Source organism: Paenibacillus oryziterrae (assembly GCF_042610485.1).
In the GTDB taxonomy this organism is placed as follows: Bacteria; Bacillota; Bacilli; order Paenibacillales; family Paenibacillaceae; genus Paenibacillus_AQ.
The window spans coordinates 46,370-70,657 of sequence record NZ_JBGJZO010000006.1 but is presented as its reverse complement, the minus strand read 5'-3'; the positions used below and the strand labels follow the sequence as shown (position 1 = coordinate 70,657).

The window sequence follows — 24,288 nt, the reverse complement described above, 5'->3', positions numbered from 1 at the left end:
TGCATGCAAAGTTTCGACTTCATTCCCCCATGATTTCGCCGGGGACTGAAATCTGGGTTTTATATTCGCTTGGGCTCTTTCCGCTGTATTTCTTGAATACTTTGGAGAAATATGCCCGGTCGGAGAAGCCGAGGGTATAGGCCACGTTCTCAACGGTTTCATTCTGCCGGCTCAGCATCGTAATCGCCATATTGATTTTGTACTGGTTGACGTAATCGGTGAAGTTGACACCTGCGAGCTTCTTGAAGTATCGGGAGAAATAGCTGGCATTCAAATGCAGATGCTCCGCCATATCCAGCGAGGTAATCATGCTGTCTACATGCTCGTCGAGAAACTGGTCAATGGCCTGCAGGCGGATATCCTTCCCCTGAGCGGGAGCCGGTGCCAGTGTATGCTGTCTCCACAGATTCCGCAGCTCCCGCTTGGTTAAGCGGGCAACTTCATCGATGTGCACCGCCTGCCCCAGCCAGAAGAAGAAACGGCTCTCGACAGCACCGCTTGATTCAAATACCATCTGGCGGACAAAGTCGCCGCAGATTTCTTTCACCAGACGGGGCAGCAGCCGCTCGGAGGTGACATGCTGAATCCACGGATTAACCGCCATATCGATCCAGGCGGCATTGCCCTCCTCAAGCGCCAGCGACAGCATACCCCGTTCCTTATCCCATTTCCGTTCTGTTGTCTGCTGGAAGGCAGCCCGGAACTCCATAGCAGCAACCGCTTTGGCTTCCGGATAAAGATCGTAGAAGCTGTCGTCCCTGCATTCGCTCAGCGTCTTATACACGGTATCGAACTGCTCTAGTAATACGGTTTGGGTGGAATAGAACCCGCTCACCTTAATCTTCAGAAATTGCTCCGCCTTGTCCCTGACCAAATCCATGAAATCAATCCACGGCTGATAAGAAACCTCCGGGTCCGCTACATTCCAGATCAGATAGATCCCCGTATCATCGGTCATGATTGGTGTAACCGCCACAGGTCCCGCCGACAATTCCATGGCAATATTGTATACGGCAAAGTGAATCAGCGGCATATCCCCGTAGCTGTACCTCTCGGTCAGGGAAGCGGCATCGATATGGAGGAAGCCCTGGCGGAAATAAGGAAGCTTCCAGGAGATACCGAGACGTTCACCGAAGGAGAGAGTATGATCCAAATCACCTGCCGGGGAGAGCAATTGCTTCAGGAAGCTTTGCCGCAGCACCTCTTTGTTACGCTCGATCGCTTGCTTGAACGAATAGCGCTCAAGCAGTTCCTCCCGGCTCCGGAAACGGCTCATCGCCTTGACCAGACTGGCCTTAAGCTGCCCGGGTGACAGCTCATCCTTAATAAGATAATCATCGGCTTCGAGCTGGAACGCCCGCTTGGAATATTGAAAATCCTCATAACACGTCAGGAATATCAGCCGGACCTCCGGCTTGGTAATCCGAAACGCCTCGGCCAACTCCAGCCCATCCATTCCCGGCAGTCCAATGTCGATAATGACGAGATCCGGCAACGCCGTATGAAAGTCCTCCAGCGCCTGACCGCTGCTTGAAGCCGAAGCAACAAGCTCCAGCTCCAGATTTAACGAGCCCAGCAGATGTGCCACATACTCCAGCATAGGTACATCGTCATCGATCAGCATTACCGTCATCATGAATTACCGCCTCCTTACTGCTTGTTACCGGAATATATAAAGTAAAGCTCATGCCGCCGCCCTCGCGTGCCGCCGCTGTAATACTCGCCTGATACCCGTACAGCACCTGAAGCCTGCGCGCCGTGTTAATCAGGCCTACGCCTTTATCCTGCTGCCGGAGAGTTTCGTCCTCCATCCCATGCAACCGCCGGTTCAGCCGCACAATCATGTCATCACTTAGGCCACGCCCATTATCGCTGATGGTGATCTCCAATTTGTGGCCCTGAAAAGAGGTCCGCAGTTCAATGACCGGATGCTCCGGACGGGAGGAGAAGCCATGATAGATCGCATTCTCGACGATAGGCTGCAGCAGCAATCTTGGAAGCTCGATGTCTTCCGTTCCCTCTCCCAACTCATACTTGAAGTCAATGCTCAACCGGTTGCGGATTTGCATGACCTGAACATAGCTTCCCAGTACCTTGCACTCCTCGGACAACTTCATCGGTTCGTCAACATGGACATAGGCACGCAGCAGCTTCATCAGCGCATCAACCATGGTTCCGTGAGACTCATCTCCTAACAGCAGCAGGCTAACCTTAATTGAGTTCAGTGTATTCAGCAGAAAATGCGGACGAATCTGCGCGGCCAGCGCCTGAAGCTCCAGCAGCCGCTTCTCCTCCTGCTCGCTCTCCACCTGATGCAGCAGCCCGTTGATATCGTCCAGCATCTGATTGAACGCCGCAGAGAGAACGGCGACCTCGTCCTTCCCCTTCACCGGAATTCTGACATCCCGCTTTCCGCCGACATACTGCTTCACGCTTGAACGGAGCAGGCTGATCGGCTTGTTCATATGCCCCGCCCAGAACATGGACAAGATCAGAAACGCTAGAAAGAACAATCCAACAACTGAAAGCGTTACCATAAATTCCCGATTGATATGACTGTCAATGAATCTGCGGGGGATCTCGCCGGAGAGCACCCAGCCGGTCTTCGGAATCGATACCCTATTCACCAGCCTGTCCCCGGAAGACGCAGCTTCACTCCCGCCTTTAATGGCAATAATATCGCCGGACGGACCGCTCAAGGAGAAGACGACGTCAGGGTTTCCTGTATCCAGGAGGCTGTGAAAATAGGATTTAGGAATCCCGATGTACAGCGTCGCCAGCTTCTCATGGTTGCGCGGGTCGATAATAAAACGGGCCGCGTAATAATAATCCGGAGCGAAGTGGGCCTCACCGAAAGGGAACCACTGCAACGCCGTCGTTTCCTTCTCGTCAAGCTTACCGCTTTCCTTCAGAAACTGCTCCGGAAGCTCCGAGAACACCGGTGAGGTGCTGTCACCCATGATAATTTTGTCCGCCCGGTTCACGAGCATCATCTTCAGATTGGCATCTGCGGACTGCATCGACAAAATATCAGCCATAGACTTCAGCCTGGAATAATGGGCATAGGTCTCGAAATTGGCAAAGCTTTCGGCATCCTTCAGATGCCGAAAGCTTTCTAGAGTATCCGGATTATAGGTTTGAGAGAAATAGACCGAAGCGAAGGAGATGCTGTCAATCGTTTTTCCGATCTGATTCGCAATAACCGTAAGCGTCTCTTCATTGGAGCGGGCCAGTTTATCGCTCACGTTCTGCTTCACGGAAGAATACGACCAAAAGGTCACAGCGATGAAGGGAAACAGTATAAGGATTAGAAATGAGAACTGCAGTTTGCGATGGAACGAAAATCTTCTTAACCATTCCATGATGAGATCATCCTTGTCCTGATTTATGCGTAATTACACTCATTATAATCCCTTGTCGCTGTGTTAAGCCTGACATTATCTACTATTTGTTCGCTTCGACGACTTTTTTCACTTCGTCCGTGATCTCCGCTTTCACTTCATCGAAGTTGCGGTTATCGAGCATGTAGCTGGAGAAGCCGTTTTCGACGATCGTTTTCAGCTCTGAGCCATAAGGAACACTGAAGGTGTCCGGCATTTTATTGCGCGGATCAAAGAGCGTCTTCGCCAAGGATTCGGTATCGATCAGATTCTCATTTTCCTTGAAGAATTCATTAATCAGTGCTGCGCCGTCAACACCCTTATAGGCAGGAATTTCTTTCGTATATGTGGAGGACTCTTTCGTCATCCATCTTACGAAGTCATACGCAGCCTCTTTATGTTCTGATTTCGCGCCAATCGCCAAACCGCCGCCGGAGATATTGGTCATGCCGATTTCACTTGAATCCACGGCACGCGGCACCGGTGCGTATACCATTTGGAAGTCATGCGGGAATTTCTCCAGTTTCAATCCTGCTCTTACCGCATAGCTTGGAACCACTAGCATACTTGCGTTCCCTGCAAAAAATTGCTGTAGCACATGGTAATTGGAAGCCAGCACGTCTGCATACGGTTCAACACTCTTATCTTCCTGCTCCATTGCCCGGCGAAGCTCGAAGAAATATTTGAAGGACGGATCATCGAAGGTCGGGTTCAGATCGGCATCCAGCTGCGGATTCGGACGCTCGGTATAAGCGATAATGTTGGCATATTCGCCCCAGGTGTGGAAGTAGGTTCCGTAGTGTCCGTCCATAGTCAGCTTCTTCGCATAATCGCGGAAGTCATCCCAGGTCCAGCCCATTTCAGGAAGCTTCAGTCCGGCCTTCTCCAGATGATCGCGGTTAAACACCGTGAACCATTGGGTCGAACTGCCCAGGAGTCCGTAGATATTGCCGTCCAGCTTAATGACTTTGTTATATTCATCCTCAGGTTTTACGTTTTCCTGTTCGAATAATGAGTTAAGCGGTTCCACAACTCCGCGCGAAGCGCGTTCCAGCAGCTCCTCTTCGTTCCCGGTCATGAACACGTCAACCACTTCGCCGCTGGCGATCTGAATATCCAGCTTCTTCATGAAATCGGTGCTGTCACTGTTCTGCACAAGGGAGACATATTCCACTTCCACCTTGTCCTGCGACTCATTGTAGGCCTGAACAGCTTGATAGATCGGCTCATCCGGCTTGCTCGCCTTGTAGGTGTAGAATTTGATCTTCTCCTTGCCTGCGGGCTGCTCCGTCTGTTCGGCGGCTGCCGGTGCGTTCGTAGCCGATGTATTGTTTCCACTATTGTTACCGCATGCGGTAACCGTAAGAATCATTAACAGACAGATAAGCAATAATGATTTTTTCTTCAAAATAATTCCCCCTTGTAATGGTTGCTGCAGGCTCATTATACTATCTCATCTTCGCGCATACCGTGTACAGAATTGCGGTATGCGCGTAGACATTTTTGACCTTGGTCGGACCCTTCGCAGCGCCGGCCAAACATAATTACCCCTTAACCCCGCCGATAGCGATCCCTTCAATAACCTGCTTCTGCAGCGCCAGGAACAGCGCCAGCAGCGGAATAATTGCCGCAACAGATGCCATCATCATGACCGCAATGCGAGTGCCGAACTCCTCCTGGAAGAACTGCATGCCGAGCGGAATCGTATACAGCTTCGTCGAGTTCAGCATGATCAGCGGACCCTGGTAATCATTCCAGGTCCAGATGAACTTGATAATCCCCACCGTCGCCAGAATCGGCCGGCTCAGCGGAAGCATGACGCTCCAGAAGATACGGATGAAGCCGGCGCCGTCCAGCTCGGCCGCTTCCAGCAGATCATTATGAATGCTTACCATGAACTGCCGGAGCAGGAAGGCGAAATAGCTGGAGAACATGCCCATTAGAATCAAAGCGGCATGGGAGTCGTACAGCCCCAGTTCCTTAATCATAATATAGCGCGGCACAAGCGTCGCCTGCTCCGGAATCATCATGAACGCAAGCATCAGGCTGAACACGATCCCCTTGCCCTTGAAATCCAGCTTGGATAAGGCATAACCAGCCATTGCAGAAATGACCACCGTAGCCAGCGTAGAAATGACCGCAATCTTGATCGAGTTCATATAGAACAGACCGAAGGAGACATCGCCCATCCACACCGCTTTAAAATTACTGACCAGATTCCATTCCTTCGGAATCCATTGAATCGGAAACGTCCAGACCTCCTGTTCCGTCTTCGCGGCAGCGGACAGCATCCAGATCAGCGGCAGCAGGAAAAGGATCGACAGCGCGGCGATAAAAACGGTCAAAATCAGGTTGCCTGTCTTTATTTTTTTGAGTGACATCGCATGGGTTCCTTTCGCTTGAGACTAATAATGAACCTTCCGGTTCTGCGTAATCCAGGTAATCGACGTTACGATCATGATTATGAGGAAGAGCACCCAAGACATCGCCGAAGCGTACCCCATCTTAAAATGTTCAAATCCTTCCTCATAAATCTGATACACAATCACCGTACTGGAGTAGTTGGGGCCGCCGTTCGTCAGGAACTTGATCATGTCAAACACTTTGAAGGACGAAATCGTACTGGTAATCGCCAGGAAAAAGGTGGTCGGACCCAGCAGCGGCACGGTAATCCTCCGGAACTGCTGGATGCCGGTCGCCCCGTCGATCGTTGCGGCTTCATACAGCTCTTCCGGAATATTCGTCATTCCCGCCAGGAAGATAATCATCTGGTAGCCGAGAATCTGCCAAATATAAATGATCATAATCGCAATCAGCGAGTAGCTCGTGTCAACCAGCCAATGCGGGGGACTTGAAATGCCCAGCTGCATCAGCAATTGGTTGAGCGGACCTTTGGACGGATGATAAAGCGCCTGCCACACCGCCGCGATCGCTACCGTCGAACAAATATAAGGGATAAAGAACGCCACTTTAAAAAACGTCTTGCCGTACAGCTTCTTATGGATCAGCGCAGAGAGAATGATGCCGAGAAGCATGGTCAGCGGCACTGTGCCGACGGTGAACAGCACATTGTTCTTCAGCGCCAGAAGAAAGTGATTATCCTTAAACAGATTCACAAAGTTGTCCATCCCGATAAAATGAATCGCCGACAGCCCGCCCACCAGATTCCATTCGGTAAAACTCAGAAAAAGACTGAACAGCAGCGGGAACACGGAGAGAATAATCATGCCGATGACCTCAGGAGCTATGAAAAACCATCCTGCCCATTGCTCCCGTCTTTTACGTGTCCAATACGTCTTCTTCTTCGTTGCCACAGCCGTCTTCTGCACAATAACCTGCTCACTCACCAGCGCTCACCCCCAGAGTTTCCGCGCCGGTTTCCGGCAAGTAGGCGCCCTCTTCCTTCAGCCGTCTGCGCAGGGCGGCAACGTCCACGGCGTGAACGTCATGCCCGGCCTCAGCTGCGGCCAGCGCTGCTGCCAGTCCGGCTGCTTCCCCCATCGCCAGACATACCGGCATGACCCGGACGCTTCCCAGTACTTGGCGGTCGCATGAAATGCTGCGTCCGGCGACAAGCACATTGCGCAAGCCGCGCGGCGTAAGGCAGCGGTATGGAATGCCGTGCGATTCACCCGGGCCATACAGCGTAATTGTCAGACTAGAGCCTGTACCGCTTTGCTGCTCCTCCTTCGTCCCGTGGATGTCGAGGAAATAGCTGTTGCGGCAAATCTCATCATCGAAGCTTCTGCGCTGGATGTAATCCTCCGCCGTCAGGATATAATCGCCGATAATCCGCCGCGATTCGCGCGTACCGATCAACGTTCCCGTACTCATGACGAACGCATTGCCAAAAGCCGCAGGCTGAACATCAGCCAACATGTCCCGGTAAGCAACAGCCATTCTGCGGCCTTCGATCATCGCATGCGAAACGGAGAATGTATCCGTGTTATCCACGCCCCACAGATGCCCGGCATTGAAGCCCACAGCGCGCGGCGCGACCAGGTTATTGCACAGATGCGTGTCCGGAATCCCGGGATAAGCGCCCGACCCGAAGACCTCATGAATCGGACTAAGGGGATTCTCCGCATGCAGATTCTGCCCGTTTAAGTAAGCATAGTCGTCCACGTTGCCGAGAATGAAGCAATGCGTAGCCGGCTGCAGCTCGCCGGTTGCCGCATCCCCTTTCTCGTACTCCGCCCCGGCCCATGCGGCAACATCGCCATCCCCGGTGCAGTCGACATAAACCTTGGCCCGGAATGCCTGTAAGCCGCCCTTGTTCAGGACCACAATCGCGGTCACATTACCATCCTCGTCCCGTTCCACATCGGCCAGCGTGGTCAGAAACAGAACACTGGCTCCGGCTTCCATCACCAGGTCATCATAGACCCGTTTCAGCTTTTCCGGCTCGATGGGAACCCAGTCCAGCGCATCCGATTTAACATGCGGCATCTGCGCTCTCAGCGTCTCGAACACTTTAGCCGCCAGTCCGCGGTAGATCATTTTCTGCTTATCGGAGAACGGGCACCACGCCGGGACCAGTCCCGAGGTTCCCATTCCGCCAAGACTTCCGGTCGCTTCGATCAGCAGTGTGCGCGCCCCTTCCCGGGCCGCCGCAGCCGCTGCGGTACAGCCCGCCGGGCCGCCTCCGACAACGATGACATCGAAAGAGGAATTTAAGGGGATTTCCTTGCTTTTTAACGTAAAACTATCCATGTGAGCCTCTCTTTCCCGGCAGCCGAATCTTGCTGGCTCCGCCTGCCGTTCTTCTATGGGTTTATTGTAGCAAGAGGCATTTGGGATTACGGTATAGCCTTCCGACTCCTTGATGTGTAATATTTTGACCTGCGACGATTAGAGCTGAAATGAACTCTTCGGCGTTAGTCGCTGATTTCTAAGGCATAGAGGTGCTGGTCTCTAAGGCATAAGCCACTTGTCTCTCGAGAGTAGAGGGGCTGGTCTCTTGTGAGTAGGCGCTGGGTCCATCGGGAGTTAGGCCGCTGCGGGTTCGGAGGGTTCTTGCGATCGCTGTTAAAGCCCGATTTCCGGATTGAACTATAATATAGGTTGAAATCGGGCTTTAAAGGCGAACACTTCGTTTCTCCAGAATCCCTCCGACCCTTCGCTCTGCTCGCGCGAGTACAAACTAACCAAACGCAACGCCCCTTCAATGCCCTTAACCGGGCCACCTTCGCTCTGCTCGCGCGAGTAAAGTCAAACCCAATACCAAAACCAATGCCGGTTGAGTCGAAGCAGCTTTTAAATTGCAGATTGTTAGTTGAATCAAAGCAGTCAAATAACAAAGGAGCATGCCGCAGAGTGGACATGCTCTTTTGATTGTGGGTAAGAACAATGCTTGCAAGGCTGTTTCTTGTGCAGCAACCAAACAGGCCAACCGGGATTTCGGATGGCCTGAAAGGAAGGGTGGATACGCTGGCTTACAGCATTATTGGGTTGATCTGCTACGATGATGTTTGGTCTGGCATTCCAGCAACATCGGATATTCTAATACTAAGGGGCAATCGCAACCGCAGACCCGCGCTTATCTCCCGCAGCTCCATTAATACTCCCTTGAATTGCCGAGAAGACTAATGCAGGAATCTGAGATCCGAAAGATCGTCAGTTTGCAAAATAAACCCGCTCCATATCCGCAATAAGCAACGGGTGCACCGGATGCCAGCCCAGTTGCTGACGGGTAAGCGCGCTTGAGGCTGGATGGTCGAGCGCCACAAAACGTGAGAGCCAGGCGAAATGACCGCCCGCTTCTTGAAGCGTAATGGATAACATTGGAAGGCTGAGATTTCGGCCGATGACCTCGGCGATGTCCCGGATCGCAATGCCCTCATCGCTGACGGCATGTAGCTTCGCGCCTGCAGGCGCAGCTTCCAGAGCCAGACGGTACAGATTGGCAGCATCCAATCGGTGTACGGCAGGCCAACGGTTGGTGCCGTCACCGACATATGCTGAAACCCCTTTGCTGCGAGCGATGCTGATCAGACTCGGAACAAATCCTGTATCATCCGCATCGTGCACCGATGATGGAAGGCGAATAACGGAGACGCGGACACCGCGCGCTGCGAATGACAGAGCCATCTCTTCCCCCACGGCCCGGAAGTGCGCCTTGGAAATCGGTGTGTCCTCAGTGCTGATCTGGCTGCCGTCCGATGCCAGAAGCGAGGTGACGGAGGTGACGACGAAAGGCCGGTTGGTGCCTTCAAGTGCCTCGCCCATCGCCTCTATGGCGCGAGCATCCGCTTGGCTCGATGCCGCGTAGTCAGTAGTGTCCGAGATGATGGTGTATGCCGTATGGATAACACCATCTGCGGCCGACGCTCCGCTGCGCAGGCTGTCCAGATCATCAAGGGAACCGCGGTGCACCTCCGCCCCTACGGCTGTCAGCGCCGCAGCTGCCTTGTCCGAGCGGGCAAGGCCAAGGACCTGATGGCCAGCATCCAATAGTTCACGTACAATCGCAGAGCCGATAAAACCCGTTGCTCCAGTAACAAAAACTCGCATGAATTATTCCTCCTTAATCTGTTGTACAGCCTTATTATAGGCCTTGCACTCCCCGCTTCTTTGCCTGTTCCAATTCACTTCTTGCCTGATCCGCCACGATGCCCCGGTTCAACCGGAGATGCGAAGCCACAACAAAAAGCCGTGGGCACACACCAACGGCTTTTCTGTGTTTTTGTCACTATCCAAGGCTAGTTTCTGTTGTTCAGGAATGGTAGTTTCCCGCACCAGCTAGTCCATCGTCTTCGGCATTTGAGTCTGCTGACGCAAGTTCGCAACATCCCTGCTTGGTGGACTTCCGAAGAAGCGGCTATACTCTCGGCTAAACTGGGAACTACTCACATACCCTACCATCTGGCTCGCCGAAGTTGCGTCCATCTGGCGGGACAGCATCAGACGACGGGCTTCATGAAGGCGCAGCGCCTTCTGATATTGAACCGGGCTCATTGAGGTCAAAGACTTGAAGTGCTCACGGAACGATGACTCGCTCATATGCGCAAGCTCGGCCAGGTCCGCGACCTTCATCTCTTGCGCGTAATTGTCCCGCAGCCAGGTAATTACCTTGGCAATCCGCTGCACACCCGAGTCTGTAAGTCCCATCTCCGCCACCTGAACACCGATCGGACTGCGCAGCAGACGAATCAGAATCTCGTCCATGACAAGCGGAGCGAGTAATTCAGCATCGCCCGGACTTTGCAGGCATTCAACCAACCGCGCCGCTGCGTTTATCATGCCAAAGTCCGCACCCGTCACGTACCCGGCCTTCCACTGCCGGATGACAGGCAAACCTTGCGGGTATATTTTCAGAACCAGCTCCGCAATCCGCTGTGAATCCAGATCCAGCCGGATCGCCAGAAACGGCTCCGCAGGGCTGGCCTGTGTAGTCTTCAGCGCTACCGGCAGGGCAACGGGGAACATGAACATATCCATCCTCCCGAAATGATACACTTCATGTCCAATCATCACCGTCTTTGCTCCTTGTGCTACAAGCAGCAGTGACGGCTGGTGTACTGTTTTCAAGCCATCCGAATCCGCCCGCGAGAAGCGGCTGAGATTCAACCCCAGAATATGCTGATTAAAGACGCCATCATGCGGTGTATTCTCATAAATCAGGCTTGCCAGCCGGGCCGTTTCCGCCTCCAGCAGCCCTCCGTCCTTGACTGAAGCCAGTGAACCCGATAGTTCATTTCGTATGCTCATGATTGTGCAACTCCTGCCGGTTTAGATATTTGCTTCTCCGTTCCGCCCCACTGCCTAAAGCGGATAGGATCTGGATAAGATGATCCTTCTTTCAATTATTTGCTGTTCAGAAACCGCCGCGCACCCTCAGTCAGGCCGGACAGCTTCTTCTCCCCGCTGGTTATGACATAACTCCCTTCCGGCTTGAGCCCTTGCGGGCGGGCACGGATTGTTTTTGGCGAAATGCCATATCTGGCCTTAAATACCTTATGAAAATAAGAATAGGTACCAAACCCACAGCTTCCGGCGATATTTTCCAGACTTAAGTCAGTATATCGTATCCGTTCCAGTGCGTTAGATAAACGAATCTCTTGCGTGTAGTGAATAATTGTATATCCTGTCAACTCTTTAAAAAGATGCACCGCCCGAGATACACTAAGGCCAACATGGCTAGCTACTTCCTCCACCCGCAACGGCCTAAGCGCATGCTCATTGATATAGCGTCTCATCCGCATAACCAACTCGTTGGAACGCCCCAGCTTGCCCTGCTCGGAATTAGATTCTACCGTTAGCCGGTCAAGCGATAGGCAAAGTGCGCAGAGCAGGTGCTGAATCAGCTCAGCGTTCTCCTGTACGATCCGGTGCTGTTCTATACTAAGCTGCTGCCATAAAGACAGCAATCCCGAATCCAGGTGAATCCTCTGCTGCATCCGCCGGGGCTGGGCCACCCACCATTTCTCGATCCACTCCCCCTCGCACAGGAGATAGTAATCGCCGCTCTCGATTTTTCCATCCATCTCTTCAACCACCAGATGATAAGGCTCCCCAGGCCTGTAGATCAGCAAATCCCCTGGATGAATCACACTCATTTTGCCATTCACCAGCGCTCGGCTGCTACCAACTACTTGCAAGCGAAACAGAAAAAACGGCGGCGGAGTGAATGAGGTTGTAAAAGGAAGCGTATGGAAGGAATAGGCACAGGCATGAAGCTTCAAATCCATTGCAATCACCTTTCCAGCCAAATAGTAGAGGTATACAACCAGATAAAACATTCATTAATCTTAAACTATTAACTATACTATAACCAAATCAAAGATAATGCCGCAAACAGATTCTGAAGGAGACTCTACACAGACATGTTAAACCGAATACGCACTCTTTTTTCGATTCCCAGTTATTCCATATTTATGACCTGCATGATGCTGCAAGGAATGGCTATCTCCATAAGCTCGCCGTTTCTCGCGGTTTATTTTACAACTAAGCTTGGTGTTTCTGCGGGAACCTTCGGGATCTTCACAGCAGTGACTTTGATCAGCGGGGTATGGTTCAGCTCACGGATTGCCAAACGGTCCGATTCCGGTCTGAGCCGTAAAAAATTGATGGTTACCGCTCTGCTGTTTAACACCATGGCCTTTGCCGGCTATTTGTTCATTCATGATTTCTATCTGCTGCTCCTGTACATGACCGTATTCACAGCAGTCGGAGCGCCTGCTATGCCGCAGCTGTTCGCAAGTGCCAGGGAAGCCGTGAATGCCAGCCCTTCTGTCGATCATGCCTTGGCCAATTCCAGCCTTCGTTCGATGTTCTCCCTTGGTTTCATTCTCGGCCCGCTGATCGGATCAGTCATCCTCAATCATTGGGATTTCCCAGGGATCTTTATGAGCACGGCATTGATCTTATTGTGCAACGCCCTGCTTGTCCAATTCTTTGTGAAGAGTCCCACAAGGCAAACGCAAACCAAGATCAAGGCAGGTCCTCCCTTCAAGCTGCATCAGAATTCCAAGGTATTGATTCCCTTTCTGGTCTTGACGCTGCTGTATACGGGGCACTGGATCAATAACCTGAACATTTCGTTATTCATCATCAATACGCTAGAAGGCAACACACGCAATGTAGCCTCGGTATCCAGTATTTGCGCCTTGCTGGAGATTCCTTTTATGCTGGCTCTGGGAGGTCTGGCTGCTAAATATTCAGCCCGCGCGCTTATGTTCTGGGGGATCGCGGCAGGGGGAGCCTATTATGTAGTGGTACTTGCGACAACGGGGCTGTGGCAGATTCTAGCCGGACAGGTGCTGCTGGCCTTTTTTGTAGCCGTGATTTCCGCCATTGGCATCAGCTACATTCAAGACCTGCTTCCGGATCTTCCCGGATATGCCTCAACCCTTTATACGAACTCGACTACAATCGGAAGGCTTGCGGGGAGCTTGGTTGGAGGAGCAGCTGCGCAGTGGGTCGGCTACCGTCATGCGTTCTGGGGATGCCTGCTTCTGGCTGTCATATCTTTAGGCCTCCTGGCGATACCACAGCGGCAATCCGCTAATGAAATTTACGAATTGTGACGTCTTTACAAACGACAAATAAGGATGTCTTCGAAGCTTTGCTTCAAGACATCCTTATTTTCATTTCATTGTTGGGTTAAAAGATGCTATAGAATTACAGGCAGGATTCTGCCGTTTTCGTCATAATGAATCTCCGTAAATTTGACGCTGCGCTTGTGATCCACACCACCGGATAACGATGCGTCATGGTAGAACAAATACCATTTGCCGTCAAACTCCACGATCGAATGGTGGGTCGTCCAGCCAATGACCGGATTCAGAATCGTCCCTTGGAAGACAAAGGGTCCGCAAGGCTTATCGCTCACCGCGTAGACAATCTTATGAGTCGTGCCCGTGGAGTAGGACAGATAATATTTTCCCATATGCTTGTGCATCCATGGGCCTTCGAAATATCTTCTGTCTTCATCACCCGCAAGAAGCGGGTTCCCCTCTTCATCTACAATGGAGATTTCCTGCGGCGCTGACTTAAAGGACAACATGTCTTGACTCAATTCAGCCACCCGAGGGCCGTACGCCGGTTCACCAGGGCCTTTCTCTACCGCATCTGGCTGGAATGAGCCAGTGTGCCATTTTTCCAATTGTCCGCCCCATAAGCCGCCGAAATACATATAGGCGCTCTCATCCTCGTCCACGAATACGGCGGGATCAATGCTGAAGCTTCCTTCGATATAGCTCTCCTGGGCCTGAAAAGGACCTGCCGGAGAGGCTGATGTAGCTACCCCGATACGGAAAATGCCATCCTTGTCCCGGGCCGGGAAGAATAAATAATACGTCCCCTGCCGGTACGCGGCATCGGGCGCCCACATTTGCTGCGAAGCCCAAGGCACATCCCGGATATGAAGCGCCTCCCCGTGATCTACACATGGGGACTCCGGATTGTCTAAGGAGAACACATGATAATCTTCCATCGCATATTGGTCGCCATTATCGTTCGTAGGTCCATCGTGGTCGATGTCATGAGAAGGGTAAATATACAGCTTGCCCTCAAATACATGAGCGGAGGGATCGGCTGTATAAAGATGGGTAACTAGAGGTTCATTCTGTGCTGCCATAGTAGGTTTCTCCTCCTGAGTGGAATTTACGCCTGTTGATTAGCCAAAGAAAGGTAGCTCTCCTAACTCTAATTTAGGTAATCAACAGGTCTCTATTAGGATTTGATACATTCACGTGCGGTGTCATTTGTCTTTGAAGCCGGGTTAGCAGAGTTATTCTTTCACGCCACCCAGCGCTACACCCGCAATAATATAACGGGATAACAGGAAGTACACGACAAAGAGAGGTAATGCGGTCAAGGCCAGCCCCATATAAATCGAGCCGAACTCCATCTTGTATATATCTCCCTTCAAAAGGCTGACCATGACCGGCATCGTATATTTTTCCTTCTGCGTCAGCAGGATCAGCGGCATGAACAGGTTGTTCCAGTTCGCTACAAAGGCAAAGATCGCTTGCGTTGCTACTGCCGGCATCATCAGCGGCAGGATGATACGGTTGAACGTGAAGAACTCACCCGATCCGTCAACGCGCGCTGCTTCCACGATCTCTAACGACAATGTTGCAAGCAGGTATTGGCGCATAAAGAACACCACCGCCGGTGCGGCAATCGCCGGCAGAATCAGCGGCCAGAAGCTATTGGTCCAATGCAGCTTATACATGAATTGATAGAAACCGATGGCGCTTGCCTGGGAAGGAATCATCATCACGCACAGGATAAAGGTGAAGAATGGCCCCCGCAGCTTCCAGTCGTAGGTTACAAGACCATAAGCCGCCAAGGATGAGAAATAAACTGTGCAAAGCGTTGCAGAAGTAGAAATAATGAGCGAGTTCATGAACCCTTGAAGAGGATCGAAGCTCTTATCCAGCAGTACCTGGATATTTCTCATCATGTGGCTCGAAGGAAGCAGCGAAATGCCGCTTTGGATTTCCGGTGTAGACCGTGTGGCGTTTATAAACATGATCCAAAAGGGAAGGATGCTCAGCAGCGCCAAAGAGATACAGACGATATAGATGATGGTCTTGTTTATTCTACGGTTAATGGTTCCACTTTCCTTGACTTTTTGCATGTCTTACACCTCCCGCACGGCTGCTTTGGCAGCTTTTTCATTTCTTTTTTTCATTTTTAGTGCTTTTTTCAATTTAGCCGCGTCCCGGTCACGCATCAGGTAGAACACGAGTCCGGACAATATCCCAGCGATCACGAACATGATCATGCTTGCTGCTGCGGCACGATTATACATATAACTTCCCTTAAATGCTTGCCCGTAGATAAACATGGAGGTGGTAAGCGTCGAATCGTCCGGTCCACCTGCCAGGAATAGCTGTGGAATATCGAACATCGTCAAGCCACCGATCATCGATGTAATCAGCGTGAACAGCATTATCGTACGAAGACTCGGCAGTGTGATGCGGAAGAAGGTTTGAAACCCGTTCGCACCATCAATCGCTGCAGATTCGAAGAGCGCCGGATTGATACCCATAACCCCTGCGATCAGGATGATCATGGTGTTCCCGTACCACATCCAGAACTGGATGAACGCCACAATGCCCCGCGCCGTCGTCTTGTCCTGCAGGAAGAATATCGGAGCATCGGTCCATCCCAGCGCTTGAAACAAACTGTTTACCGGACCCATAGGGTAGGCAAATAATGTACTGAACAACACAGCGATTGTACTGGCTGTGATAATATTCGGCATGTAGAGTAAAACTTTGAATAAGCCTTGCCCCTTGATATTGAGGCGCCGGTTCGTGAACCATGCGGTGAGCAAGAGCGCGAGAAGGATCTGGGGAACAAAGTTGGTAATCCAGAGAAGCCCGGTGTTAATTAGAGACTTACGGAATGATTCATTTTCAAAAATGAGTTGTTTAAAGTTCTGGAATGGGTCATCCAGGATATGAATCGGTTTAGGTATGAGTCCCTGCATATTGGTGAATCCGATGACCGCTGTGTATAGAATGGGATACAGCGAGAAGATCAGAAATGCCAGGACAAATGGAAAGGTAAAAATATAGCCGTATTTCGAATAGTTGACACCTTTGCGGCGCATGCTCTCACCTCATTAGTTGATATGAAGGGGCGGGATAACTCACCCGCCCCTTCTGCTACTTCTTATTCGCTATCGATGTTAAGCTGGTCTTTAACTTGTTGCTTGAAGGTTTTGATCGCATCTTCACGGGATTTGTTGCCCGCAGTGTATTCACGGGTTTGATCACGCCAGAGCTTGTTGATTGTTTCATCGTATTGAGTCAAGTTCTTACCGGAAGCGTTAGCGTTAGCCGGAACGAACACGTCGAACATGTTTTGTCCACCAAGCAGTGGAACTTCACCGTTAGATTTACCCATAACAACAGAGGATGCAACGCTATCTTTCGTGCCTTGCTCGCCTTCCTTCATAGTGCCGTTAGCCCAGTAGTACTGGAGGCCTGTTTCGGAAGTATCGAGTGTAACCCATTTGATAAAGTCGGCAACAGCTTGTTTCTTGGCCTCATCCTGAACTACGTCTTTGTGAGCCAGCAACCAAGTGCCTCCCCAGAAGAAGCCTGTTGGTGGTTCAGTAACAGCCCAGTCACCATTGGTGTCTTTCACTTGACCGTTCATAACATAGTTAATCAGCCAAGCAGGACCGAAGAATCCGAAGACCGGTTGTGCGCCAGTACCGGACATATCCGCGTACCATGCTTCAGTCCAGTCAGTCGTATCGTTGTGATAGTTATTGTCTTTCAGCTTTTTGGAAAGATCAAGGAACGCTTCACGCTTCGGATCGATATGAAGCTTACCATCAACAATCCAGCCTTTGTCGGAACTGTTCTCGATCGGGTGCCAAATATCTCCGTCACCGGAAACGATACCGTATCCTTTAGCTTTCAGCTTCGTAGCTGCTTCGAAGAACTTATCCCAGCCTGGTCCAACTTCAGCTTTGATTGCGGCCGGATCATCTGTACCGAATACATCCTTGGCAATCGAACGGCGATAGATAAAGGATCCGCCAGTCGCTTGATAGCCGAGGCCTTTAAGCTGGCCGTCTAAGCTACCGATATCAACGGAGTATTGGGCAATGCCTGCGTCCTTAACCATTTGATCGTCAAGGCCGAGATCAGCATAGTTGGCAGCATAACTGGATGCGTCGCCTTGTGTATACTTGAGTACGAATGCAGATTCAGCTGCATAAATGTCCGGAGCATCTTTGCCGCCAGCGGCCAGTGCTTGGTCAAGAGCTGGCTGATAAGCACCATCTGTGGTTGCGATAACTGTTGTTTTGAACTCAACATTCGCGTCGGGATGAGTTTCGATATACTTTTTGGTCATGTTCGGAATCTCGTCCGTGAAACTCCAGAGATTGATCGTCACTTTCTCAGTGCTTTTAGCTGGAGCCTCTGTTGCGTTTGCTGCTGGGGCATTAGTTGGGCTTGATGCGTTTGAGTTTGAGTTTGAATTGTTCCCCCCACACGCTGCGAGAGCAGATGACATCACGAGCAATGCAGAGATCCCTACTAAACTACGTTTCATACTTTTCATACTTTGCCTCCCCTTTTTATTTATTCCTCGGTTTTTTGTAACCGCATACATAGTATAAATGGAATAAACCGCTTACATAAGTAACCGCTCATTGGGAGAAACTCCACTTTTATTGGATTTTGAATGGAAGAAAGGCATAAAAAAGACACCAAGGATACTACCTGGCGTCCAATATCTCTTTCATGGATTACCCGCTTCATTGCCTATTCGAGACTGACTTTCAGCGGGTCTTTCTAGTAATTTTCACCGTTATAATAACGAACAAGCTTATGCTCTAAGTGAACGAGCTGCGCTTTTTTCTCTTCAATATCATCCAAAAGCCTTTGCTTCTGATCCTGAATAAGCTTAATTCTCTCAGGCAGAGTCGCGGTTCCGGCTTTAACCATCTCATAGTATTGTTTAATGTCCTCCACACTCATCCCGGTCTCACGAAGACATTTGATGAATACCAGCCAGCCCAGCTCATGGTTGGTATACAGACGATTATTCTGCTCGCTCCGTGCAGCCGGTTCTAACAAACCTTTTCTTTCATAGAAACGAATCGCTCCTATATTTAATCCGGCTTCCTTTGCCACTTGTCCGATCGTAAGCATGGTATCCCCACTTATTAAAAATATATTATTGACCTACACTAAGTGTAGCATAGTAACTTATAAATTGTTAAACGAAAATATACCCGAAAAGAGGAACTTATATGAACAAGACCGCATTTGTAACCGGTGCTAATAAAGGAATTGGATTTGAAATTGCCAAACAGCTTGGTGAAGCAGGCTGGAAAGTAGTTGTTGGTGCCCGTAGCCGCGAACGGGGTGAGGCTGCCGTTTCTGAACTAGCTGCCCAGGGATTAGACGTGGAATTCGTACAAGTAGATATGGCTGATTTGGAACAAATTGAGCAGGCTGCGGACATGATTAAGAAGAACTATCCGGACCTGATGCTTTTAATCAATAACGCCGGTATGCCGGGCGCTTTCTCTCGCTCTTTTACAGAAACTAAGGAAAAAGACCTGCGTAACGCCTTTGAGGTTAATTTCTTCGGAACCTTCCGTTTAAACCAGCGTTTGTTCCCGTTAATCAAGAATAACGAAGGCACTATCGTCAATGTATCGACCGACATGGCCTCCCTGGATCATATGCAAAATGCAGAATTCACGTTAAACGCCTTCGACTATAATTCGTCTAAAACAGCCAACAACGCCATGACCCTTTCGATGGCTTATGAACTAAGAAACAGCAACGCTCAAGTGTTTGCAGTAACGCCGGGTTTCACCACAACGGATCTAAACGGCAATGCTCAAGGTGGTAAATCGAAAGCAGACGCCGCTGCTATTATCGTAGGATACGCAACGGATGGTAAGGGGCACAACGGTGAATTTCTGGACGAAAATGGAGTATATGCGTGGTAATCCCTTAACAACGTTACTGCAATACAGGCAGATCACGTTTAACAATAGCACAAGAAGACAAACCGCCCATCCATACCGGATGAGCGGTTTTTTACATACTACTTCTCCTGCTCCTTTATGACCAGTTCAATCCCGAGCAGAATCAGCTTCAGGCCATTCTCAAACGCCGCGTCGCTCCCCATCAGCTGAAACGTTCCGCTCTTGTACATTCTCCCGAACAGTCCTGCGTCCGTCTCACTCATGGAATCCAGAAGGCGGATCATCTCCCATCCCGGATGCACCTCGTGGTCCTCAAGAATCGCGGAGAAACTCCGCTGATTCTGATAATCGTCCAGAACGAAGTAGAAGACATAGTTCACAAGTGTAAGAACCGCTTGCAATTTCTGTTCTTCCGCAAGCGGCGTCGATTCCACGCAGAGCAGCATACGGTTGGTGAACCGGATAATATCCGGCTCCATGGGCAGCGTCAGCATCATGATCTGAGTAGAGCAGGAATATCGGCGGAGTACATTCCGTACCGTTGTGGCAAGCTCTGCCAGCTGCTCCTTCCAGGAGCCCTCGGAGTGGAACTCTTCCAGGATGATTTTCGATACCTGGTTGGCCAGACGCTGATAGAGTTTCTGCTTGCTCTTGAAATACCAGTACAGGGAAGGAGCCTGAATGCCCAGCCGGTCGGCCAATCGTCTCATACTGAATTTCTCAATGCCCTCCTCCTCCAGAAGCGCCCACGAGGCTTCCAGAATCTTATCCTCCGAAATCTGAGGCTGCTGCTTTTTCATTGATCTCCGCCCTCTATCTAACAGTGTAAGTTTATGCTTTACAGGTTCATAGGTTCATGATATCATCTAACACTGTAAGGTTCAACCTAACACCGTTAGATTATGAGATCCCAGAAGATTAGAAGACCAAATTAAAAGAAGAAAGTAGTGATCCACATGGATACAGAAAACCTCCATTACTTTGAAAAAGCACCTGTCGCAAAAGCTATAGCCCACTTCGCTATACCGATGATGTTAGGCACATCAATGAGTGTCATATATTCCATTTTGAACGCCTTTTTTATTGGTACACTAGGCAACACTGCCATGTTAACCGCCCTCGCGCTAACCTTGCCATTATTCGCGATTATTATGGCGCTAGGCAACTTGATTGGCATGGGTAGCGGTACATTCATCTCCCGTTTGCTGGGAGAGAAAAAGCTGGATGATGTAAAGCATGTGTCTTCCTTCGCCTTTTACAGCAGTTTAGTTCTAGGAATTATTGTCATGGCTGTTGGCCTACCGCTCATCGATCCAATCGTTCATAGCCTGGGGGCAACGCCTGACTCCTTCGGATATACAAAAGACTACGTCACGATTATGCTTATGGGTTCACCAATCGTCGTATTATTCTTCACACTGGAGAATATCGTGCGCTCGGAGGGTGCAGCGATCACGTCAATGACCGGGATGATTCTCAGTGTTATCGTAAATATTATTCTTGATGCGTTAGTCATCTTCGTCTTCCATTGGGGTGTGACTGGTGTTGCGTCTGCTACGGTCATTTCTAATTTGGTTGCGAGTGTATTCTACGCCTTCCATATCGGATATAAGATCCAAGTATTAACTTTCTCTGTAAAATGGTTTAAGGTTACCAAGGACATTCTGAGCAATGTATTCAAAATCGGTGTTCCTGTCTTTATTATGAGTATCTTCATGGGGGCAATGTCGCTCATATTCAACCGTTTCCTTGTCGAATATGGGGAGCAGGCCGTGGCGGGGTTCGGGATTTCATCACGTTTATTGCAATTTCCGGAGTTTATTCTGATGGGCTTATGCGAGGGAGTCGTGCCGCTCATTGCCTTCTCTTTTACAGCGAATAAATTACGCATGAAGCATACCATTGGATTTACAATCAAAACGATTGTGGCGTTAGCAGTCGTGTTCGGCGTTATCGTCTATCTGATTTCCGATCACTTAATTGGTTTATTTACGAATGATCCGCAATTAATTGAAATGGGCAGCTACATTCTTCATGTGACGTTCCTATCCTTGTTCATTACAGGAATGACCTCTTTGTTTACCGGGATCTTCCAAGCAACAGCGCAAGGAACCGCCGCGTTTATTATGTCAATTATTCAAGGAACTACTTTGATTCCTGTCCTGTATATCGCCAATCGCATGAACGGCTTCCACGGGGTGGTCTGGTCACTCGTCATTTCGGATGCGGCCGCATTCCTTGTCGGTGCCACTATGCTGTATATTCTGCGAACCAAATTGCAGCCGGATTTGGATCATTTAGCACAGTAAACCATTTGGTCGATTAACACAAAATATAAGCCATGCGGGGGAAATCGGCGCATGGCTTATATTATATGTATTATTAATAATTAAAACTAATTGGCGGGCAGTTGGATGCCGCGCCAGCCGCTTACATGACATTGGCCATATTCATTATCGCCTACAGCAACTACTGTACCGTCCGATTTAAGTCCGAGAGTATGTGCGCAACCCGCCGCGACCGCTACAATATCCCGCCAGTCACTTACATTGCATTGTCCATGCTCATTCCAACCGACAGCCGCTACCGTACCGTTCGATTGAAGCCCGACGGTATGGTGACTGCCTGCCGCTATCGCCACAACACTGTGCCAGCCGCTAACCTCGCATTGGCCACGCTTATTCCCACCCACAGCCTCTACCGTGCCATCCGATTTAAGTCCGACTGTATGGAGGTAACCCGCCGCAACCGCCACAATGTCGTACCAGCCGCTTACCTTGCATTGACCATACCGATCATTACCTACAGCCGCCACCGTACCGCCCGATTGAAGCCCGACGGTATGCCAGTCACCCGCTGCCACCGCCACTATATCACGCCAGCCGCTTACCTCGCATTGGCCTTCATTATTCCGACCCACAGCTACCACCGTGCCATCCATTTTAACCCCGACCGTGCGACGCCAACCCGCCGCAACCGCCATAATGTTGCGCCAGCCGTTAACCTCGCATTGGTCATGCTTATTCCAACCCGCAGCCGCAACCGTGCCATCCGATTTAAGCCCGATGGTATGCGCATTGCCCGTATTCGTCGCCATATGGACGTTACCAGCCGCAACCGCCACAATATCGCGCCAGCCACTTACATCACATTGGCCACATTTATTATCACCCGCTGCCGTCACCGTACCGTCCGATTTAAGCCCAACGGTGTGACGACGACCGGCCGCTATCGTATCATTAGACCACCCTTTCAACATGTCGTTCCTCCTCGTATTCTACTCTGTCCATCTGCTCCTATTCGATCATTTCAACATTGAAACCGTTATTTGAAGCCTTAAAGACGTCATCATAACCATTTCACTACTTCCAGTTGATTCGAATTCAATATGTTGTTGCAATACCCTATATGATGTTGAACATGTCGGATCTGCATTAGGATTACATCAGTTTTGGTTAGTTCTTCGTAGAGTACACAGGGTTCCAATAATCTGTCGTCAGTAAGTTCATCAAAAAACTCACCAGCCACACTCATTATATCCTCTACGTACTTCGTCATTTCCTCTTTGGAAGGGTAGTCAGAGCACTCCTTATCTAAATCTTCTGTTACATCTTTACCGAAGTCAGGGATGTTGAATTCTTCATCCTTCTGCTGCCTAAACCAAAATTTCATACTGGTTGTAGCATGAAATATATGCTTCCAGTATTTTTGCCTGGCATCCATCCAAAAATCATCAGGACATACTTCGATAAGGTTCTTCAACATTTCTACTGTCGGTTCAAACTGTCTTCTTAAGACAGCTACCAACTTTTCACTCATATTCATCAACTCGATTCTAGTAATTTATAATTGTAACTTATTCTTGTTCTCAACAAACAAAACCTTCCCAATCTCAGTAATGCACTTGAAAAAATTGTGAATTTATGGATGGTCGAATGGAATATTTTAGGTATATATGCTCATGGAAAAATGATACGTTATTGGGGGATCAATAGCGCAGAGTGTTCGTGTTCGATATGTGTTATTGGGATAACGCGCAAACCGGGATATACGTCTAGGTTCATATTTTTCTATGGGGGATGGTTCAGGCATGGGCAACACTTCAGTTTATAGAACAAACATTATAGGGGCAGGCGAGGTTGGTAGCGCTATCTCGGTCGACATGGACAAGAATGCTATACATCAAACTAACAGCATTTTTTGGGATACAAAAGGAAATGAGGTCTTAGGCGCAACCTCACTTCCTCTCTATGGAGCATTTGTCTCAGAAGAAACATGCCGGCTTTTTGGCGATGTCTCCGGGAAAAAGCTGCTGGAAATCGGCTGTGGAAGCGGACAATCTCTGCAGTATCACGGGGAACGCAAAGCATCTGAACTATGGGGTATGGATCTGTCAGAGCAACAAATCGAAAAGACAACCGAGCTATTAACGTCATGCGGTCTTTCAGCACATTTGATCTGTTCTCCCATGGAAGAAGAATGTGGTATACCGGAGAATTATTTCGACTTCGTATATTCGGTTTATGCCATAGGCTGGACCACCGACCTTGAGGGTACCTTTTGCCGGATCGCTTCTTACCTGAAACAAGACGGCGTATTTATTTTCAGCTGGTCTCATCCTATACACAAATGCGTGGTTTCAGAGAATAATATCCTTGCCTTTAAAAAAAGTTATTTCGATGAATCCTGGTATTCGGTATCTCTTGATGAAGCTACGCTAACCTTATCAGACCGTAAGCTATCCACCTATGTGAATGCACTCGCAAAAGCGGGATTTGTCATTGAGCAAATGGTTGAGCAATCCGATGAGGAGCTGCTGCAATCGTTGGGCGATCACAGTGATTTTGCCAAAAAAGCACAGATGCTTCCTGTAACGTTTGTAATCAAAGCAAGAAAACTATAGTTTCCGGTTAGCTGAACGGCTACCACGATTTAACGCATACCCTCACTTCACCGCGACGGCCTTGAAACTGCTGAAGACGGCCC

General features: G+C 49.8%; 22 protein-coding genes. 5 read left to right on the top strand and 17 right to left on the bottom strand.

Annotated elements, in window-relative coordinates; all coding sequences use genetic code 11:
- Nucleotides 1-19 precede the first annotated feature (19 nt).
- From ACAN55_RS09140 to ACAN55_RS09115, 6 genes are all read right to left on the bottom strand, one after another.
- Nucleotides 20-1,636, bottom strand: coding sequence for a response regulator (locus tag ACAN55_RS09140; RefSeq protein WP_379131093.1), 1,617 nt, complete (start codon nucleotides 1,634-1,636; stop codon nucleotides 20-22).
- The gene (locus ACAN55_RS09135) at nucleotides 1,611-3,362 is read right to left on the bottom strand and encodes a sensor histidine kinase (protein ID WP_379131090.1); all 1,752 of its coding nucleotides are present in this window, start codon (nucleotides 3,360-3,362) and stop codon (nucleotides 1,611-1,613) included. Before ACAN55_RS09135 ends, ACAN55_RS09140 begins: the two co-directional genes overlap by 26 nt.
- Nucleotides 3,363-3,444: 82 nt before the next feature.
- Nucleotides 3,445-4,788: an ABC transporter substrate-binding protein gene (locus ACAN55_RS09130; RefSeq protein ID WP_379131088.1), complete on the bottom strand. Its 1,344-nt coding sequence runs from the start codon at nucleotides 4,786-4,788 to the stop codon at nucleotides 3,445-3,447.
- A gap of 136 nt (nucleotides 4,789-4,924) precedes the next feature.
- On the bottom strand, nucleotides 4,925-5,761 hold the full coding sequence (locus tag ACAN55_RS09125) for a carbohydrate ABC transporter permease (RefSeq protein WP_379131086.1): 837 nt from the start codon (nucleotides 5,759-5,761) through the stop codon (nucleotides 4,925-4,927).
- Nucleotides 5,762-5,785: 24 nt separating this feature from the next.
- Nucleotides 5,786-6,727 carry a carbohydrate ABC transporter permease gene (locus ACAN55_RS09120; RefSeq protein ID WP_379131084.1) on the bottom strand — a complete coding sequence of 314 codons (942 nt, stop codon included), beginning with the start codon at nucleotides 6,725-6,727 and terminating at the stop codon, nucleotides 5,786-5,788.
- The gene (locus tag ACAN55_RS09115; RefSeq protein ID WP_379131082.1) at nucleotides 6,720-8,093 is read right to left on the bottom strand and encodes an FAD-dependent oxidoreductase; all 1,374 of its coding nucleotides are present in this window, start codon (nucleotides 8,091-8,093) and stop codon (nucleotides 6,720-6,722) included. Before ACAN55_RS09115 ends, ACAN55_RS09120 begins: the two co-directional genes overlap by 8 nt.
- 657 nt (nucleotides 8,094-8,750) lie before the next feature.
- Here ACAN55_RS09115 and ACAN55_RS09110 point away from each other — a divergent pair.
- The gene (locus ACAN55_RS09110) at nucleotides 8,751-8,969 is read left to right on the top strand and encodes a hypothetical protein (protein ID WP_379131080.1); all 219 of its coding nucleotides are present in this window, start codon (nucleotides 8,751-8,753) and stop codon (nucleotides 8,967-8,969) included.
- 27 nt (nucleotides 8,970-8,996) lie between these two features.
- Here the strand turns inward: ACAN55_RS09110 and ACAN55_RS09105 are convergent, their stop codons facing one another.
- The 3 genes from ACAN55_RS09105 to ACAN55_RS09095 form a co-directional block, all read right to left on the bottom strand.
- Complete coding sequence (locus tag ACAN55_RS09105) at nucleotides 8,997-9,893, bottom strand: SDR family oxidoreductase (RefSeq protein WP_379131076.1); 897 nt, start codon at nucleotides 9,891-9,893, stop codon at nucleotides 8,997-8,999.
- A 228-nt stretch (nucleotides 9,894-10,121) separates the two neighbouring features.
- Nucleotides 10,122-11,090, bottom strand: coding sequence for an AraC family transcriptional regulator (locus tag ACAN55_RS09100; protein WP_379131074.1), 969 nt, complete (start codon nucleotides 11,088-11,090; stop codon nucleotides 10,122-10,124).
- A 95-nt stretch (nucleotides 11,091-11,185) separates the two neighbouring features.
- Nucleotides 11,186-12,121 (bottom strand): helix-turn-helix domain-containing protein, encoded by a 936-nt coding sequence (locus tag ACAN55_RS09095; protein ID WP_379131071.1) that lies wholly within the window; start codon nucleotides 12,119-12,121, stop codon nucleotides 11,186-11,188.
- A gap of 84 nt (nucleotides 12,122-12,205) precedes the next feature.
- Between ACAN55_RS09095 and ACAN55_RS09090 the strand changes: the two genes are divergently transcribed.
- A complete protein-coding gene (locus ACAN55_RS09090; RefSeq protein ID WP_379131068.1) occupies nucleotides 12,206-13,408 on the top strand; it encodes a sugar efflux transporter in 1,203 nt (400 codons plus the stop codon).
- Between the two features lie 86 nt (nucleotides 13,409-13,494).
- Here ACAN55_RS09090 and ACAN55_RS09085 read toward each other — a convergent pair whose 3' ends face one another.
- The 5 genes from ACAN55_RS09085 to ACAN55_RS09065 all read right to left on the bottom strand — a co-directional run bounded on the left by ACAN55_RS09085 (nucleotide 13,495) and on the right by ACAN55_RS09065 (nucleotide 18,511).
- Nucleotides 13,495-14,460, bottom strand: coding sequence for a glycoside hydrolase family 43 protein (locus ACAN55_RS09085; RefSeq protein WP_379131066.1), 966 nt, complete (start codon nucleotides 14,458-14,460; stop codon nucleotides 13,495-13,497).
- 153 nt (nucleotides 14,461-14,613) lie between these two features.
- Nucleotides 14,614-15,468 (bottom strand): carbohydrate ABC transporter permease, encoded by an 855-nt coding sequence (locus ACAN55_RS09080; RefSeq protein WP_379131063.1) that lies wholly within the window; start codon nucleotides 15,466-15,468, stop codon nucleotides 14,614-14,616.
- Between the two features lie 3 nt (nucleotides 15,469-15,471).
- Entirely contained in the window at nucleotides 15,472-16,449 is a 978-nt protein-coding gene (locus ACAN55_RS09075; protein ID WP_379131061.1) for a carbohydrate ABC transporter permease, read from the bottom strand.
- Nucleotides 16,450-16,511: 62 nt separating this feature from the next.
- Nucleotides 16,512-17,918, bottom strand: a complete 1,407-nt coding sequence (locus ACAN55_RS09070; protein WP_379131059.1) for an ABC transporter substrate-binding protein — start codon at nucleotides 17,916-17,918, stop codon at nucleotides 16,512-16,514.
- 233 nt (nucleotides 17,919-18,151) lie between these two features.
- The gene (locus tag ACAN55_RS09065) at nucleotides 18,152-18,511 is read right to left on the bottom strand and encodes a MerR family transcriptional regulator (protein ID WP_379131056.1); all 360 of its coding nucleotides are present in this window, start codon (nucleotides 18,509-18,511) and stop codon (nucleotides 18,152-18,154) included.
- A 101-nt stretch (nucleotides 18,512-18,612) separates the two neighbouring features.
- On the opposite strand from ACAN55_RS09065, the gene ACAN55_RS09060 reads away from it, so the two are divergent.
- Entirely contained in the window at nucleotides 18,613-19,323 is a 711-nt protein-coding gene (locus ACAN55_RS09060; RefSeq protein ID WP_379131053.1) for an SDR family NAD(P)-dependent oxidoreductase, read from the top strand.
- A gap of 98 nt (nucleotides 19,324-19,421) precedes the next feature.
- On the opposite strand, the gene ACAN55_RS09055 is transcribed toward ACAN55_RS09060, so the two are convergent.
- Nucleotides 19,422-20,102: a TetR/AcrR family transcriptional regulator gene (locus ACAN55_RS09055; protein WP_379131050.1), complete on the bottom strand. Its 681-nt coding sequence runs from the start codon at nucleotides 20,100-20,102 to the stop codon at nucleotides 19,422-19,424.
- Between the two features lie 156 nt (nucleotides 20,103-20,258).
- Between ACAN55_RS09055 and ACAN55_RS09050 the strand changes: the two genes are divergently transcribed.
- Nucleotides 20,259-21,611: an MATE family efflux transporter gene (locus ACAN55_RS09050; RefSeq protein ID WP_379131048.1), complete on the top strand. Its 1,353-nt coding sequence runs from the start codon at nucleotides 20,259-20,261 to the stop codon at nucleotides 21,609-21,611.
- A gap of 86 nt (nucleotides 21,612-21,697) precedes the next feature.
- Here ACAN55_RS09050 and ACAN55_RS09045 read toward each other — a convergent pair whose 3' ends face one another.
- Complete coding sequence (locus ACAN55_RS09045) at nucleotides 21,698-22,561, bottom strand: RCC1 domain-containing protein (protein WP_379131045.1); 864 nt, start codon at nucleotides 22,559-22,561, stop codon at nucleotides 21,698-21,700.
- 89 nt (nucleotides 22,562-22,650) lie between these two features.
- Nucleotides 22,651-23,121, bottom strand: coding sequence for a DinB family protein (locus ACAN55_RS09040; RefSeq protein WP_379131043.1), 471 nt, complete (start codon nucleotides 23,119-23,121; stop codon nucleotides 22,651-22,653).
- Between the two features lie 271 nt (nucleotides 23,122-23,392).
- Between ACAN55_RS09040 and ACAN55_RS09035 the strand changes: the two genes are divergently transcribed.
- On the top strand, nucleotides 23,393-24,205 hold the full coding sequence (locus ACAN55_RS09035) for a class I SAM-dependent methyltransferase (RefSeq protein ID WP_379131040.1): 813 nt from the start codon (nucleotides 23,393-23,395) through the stop codon (nucleotides 24,203-24,205).
- Nucleotides 24,206-24,288 lie beyond the last annotated feature (83 nt).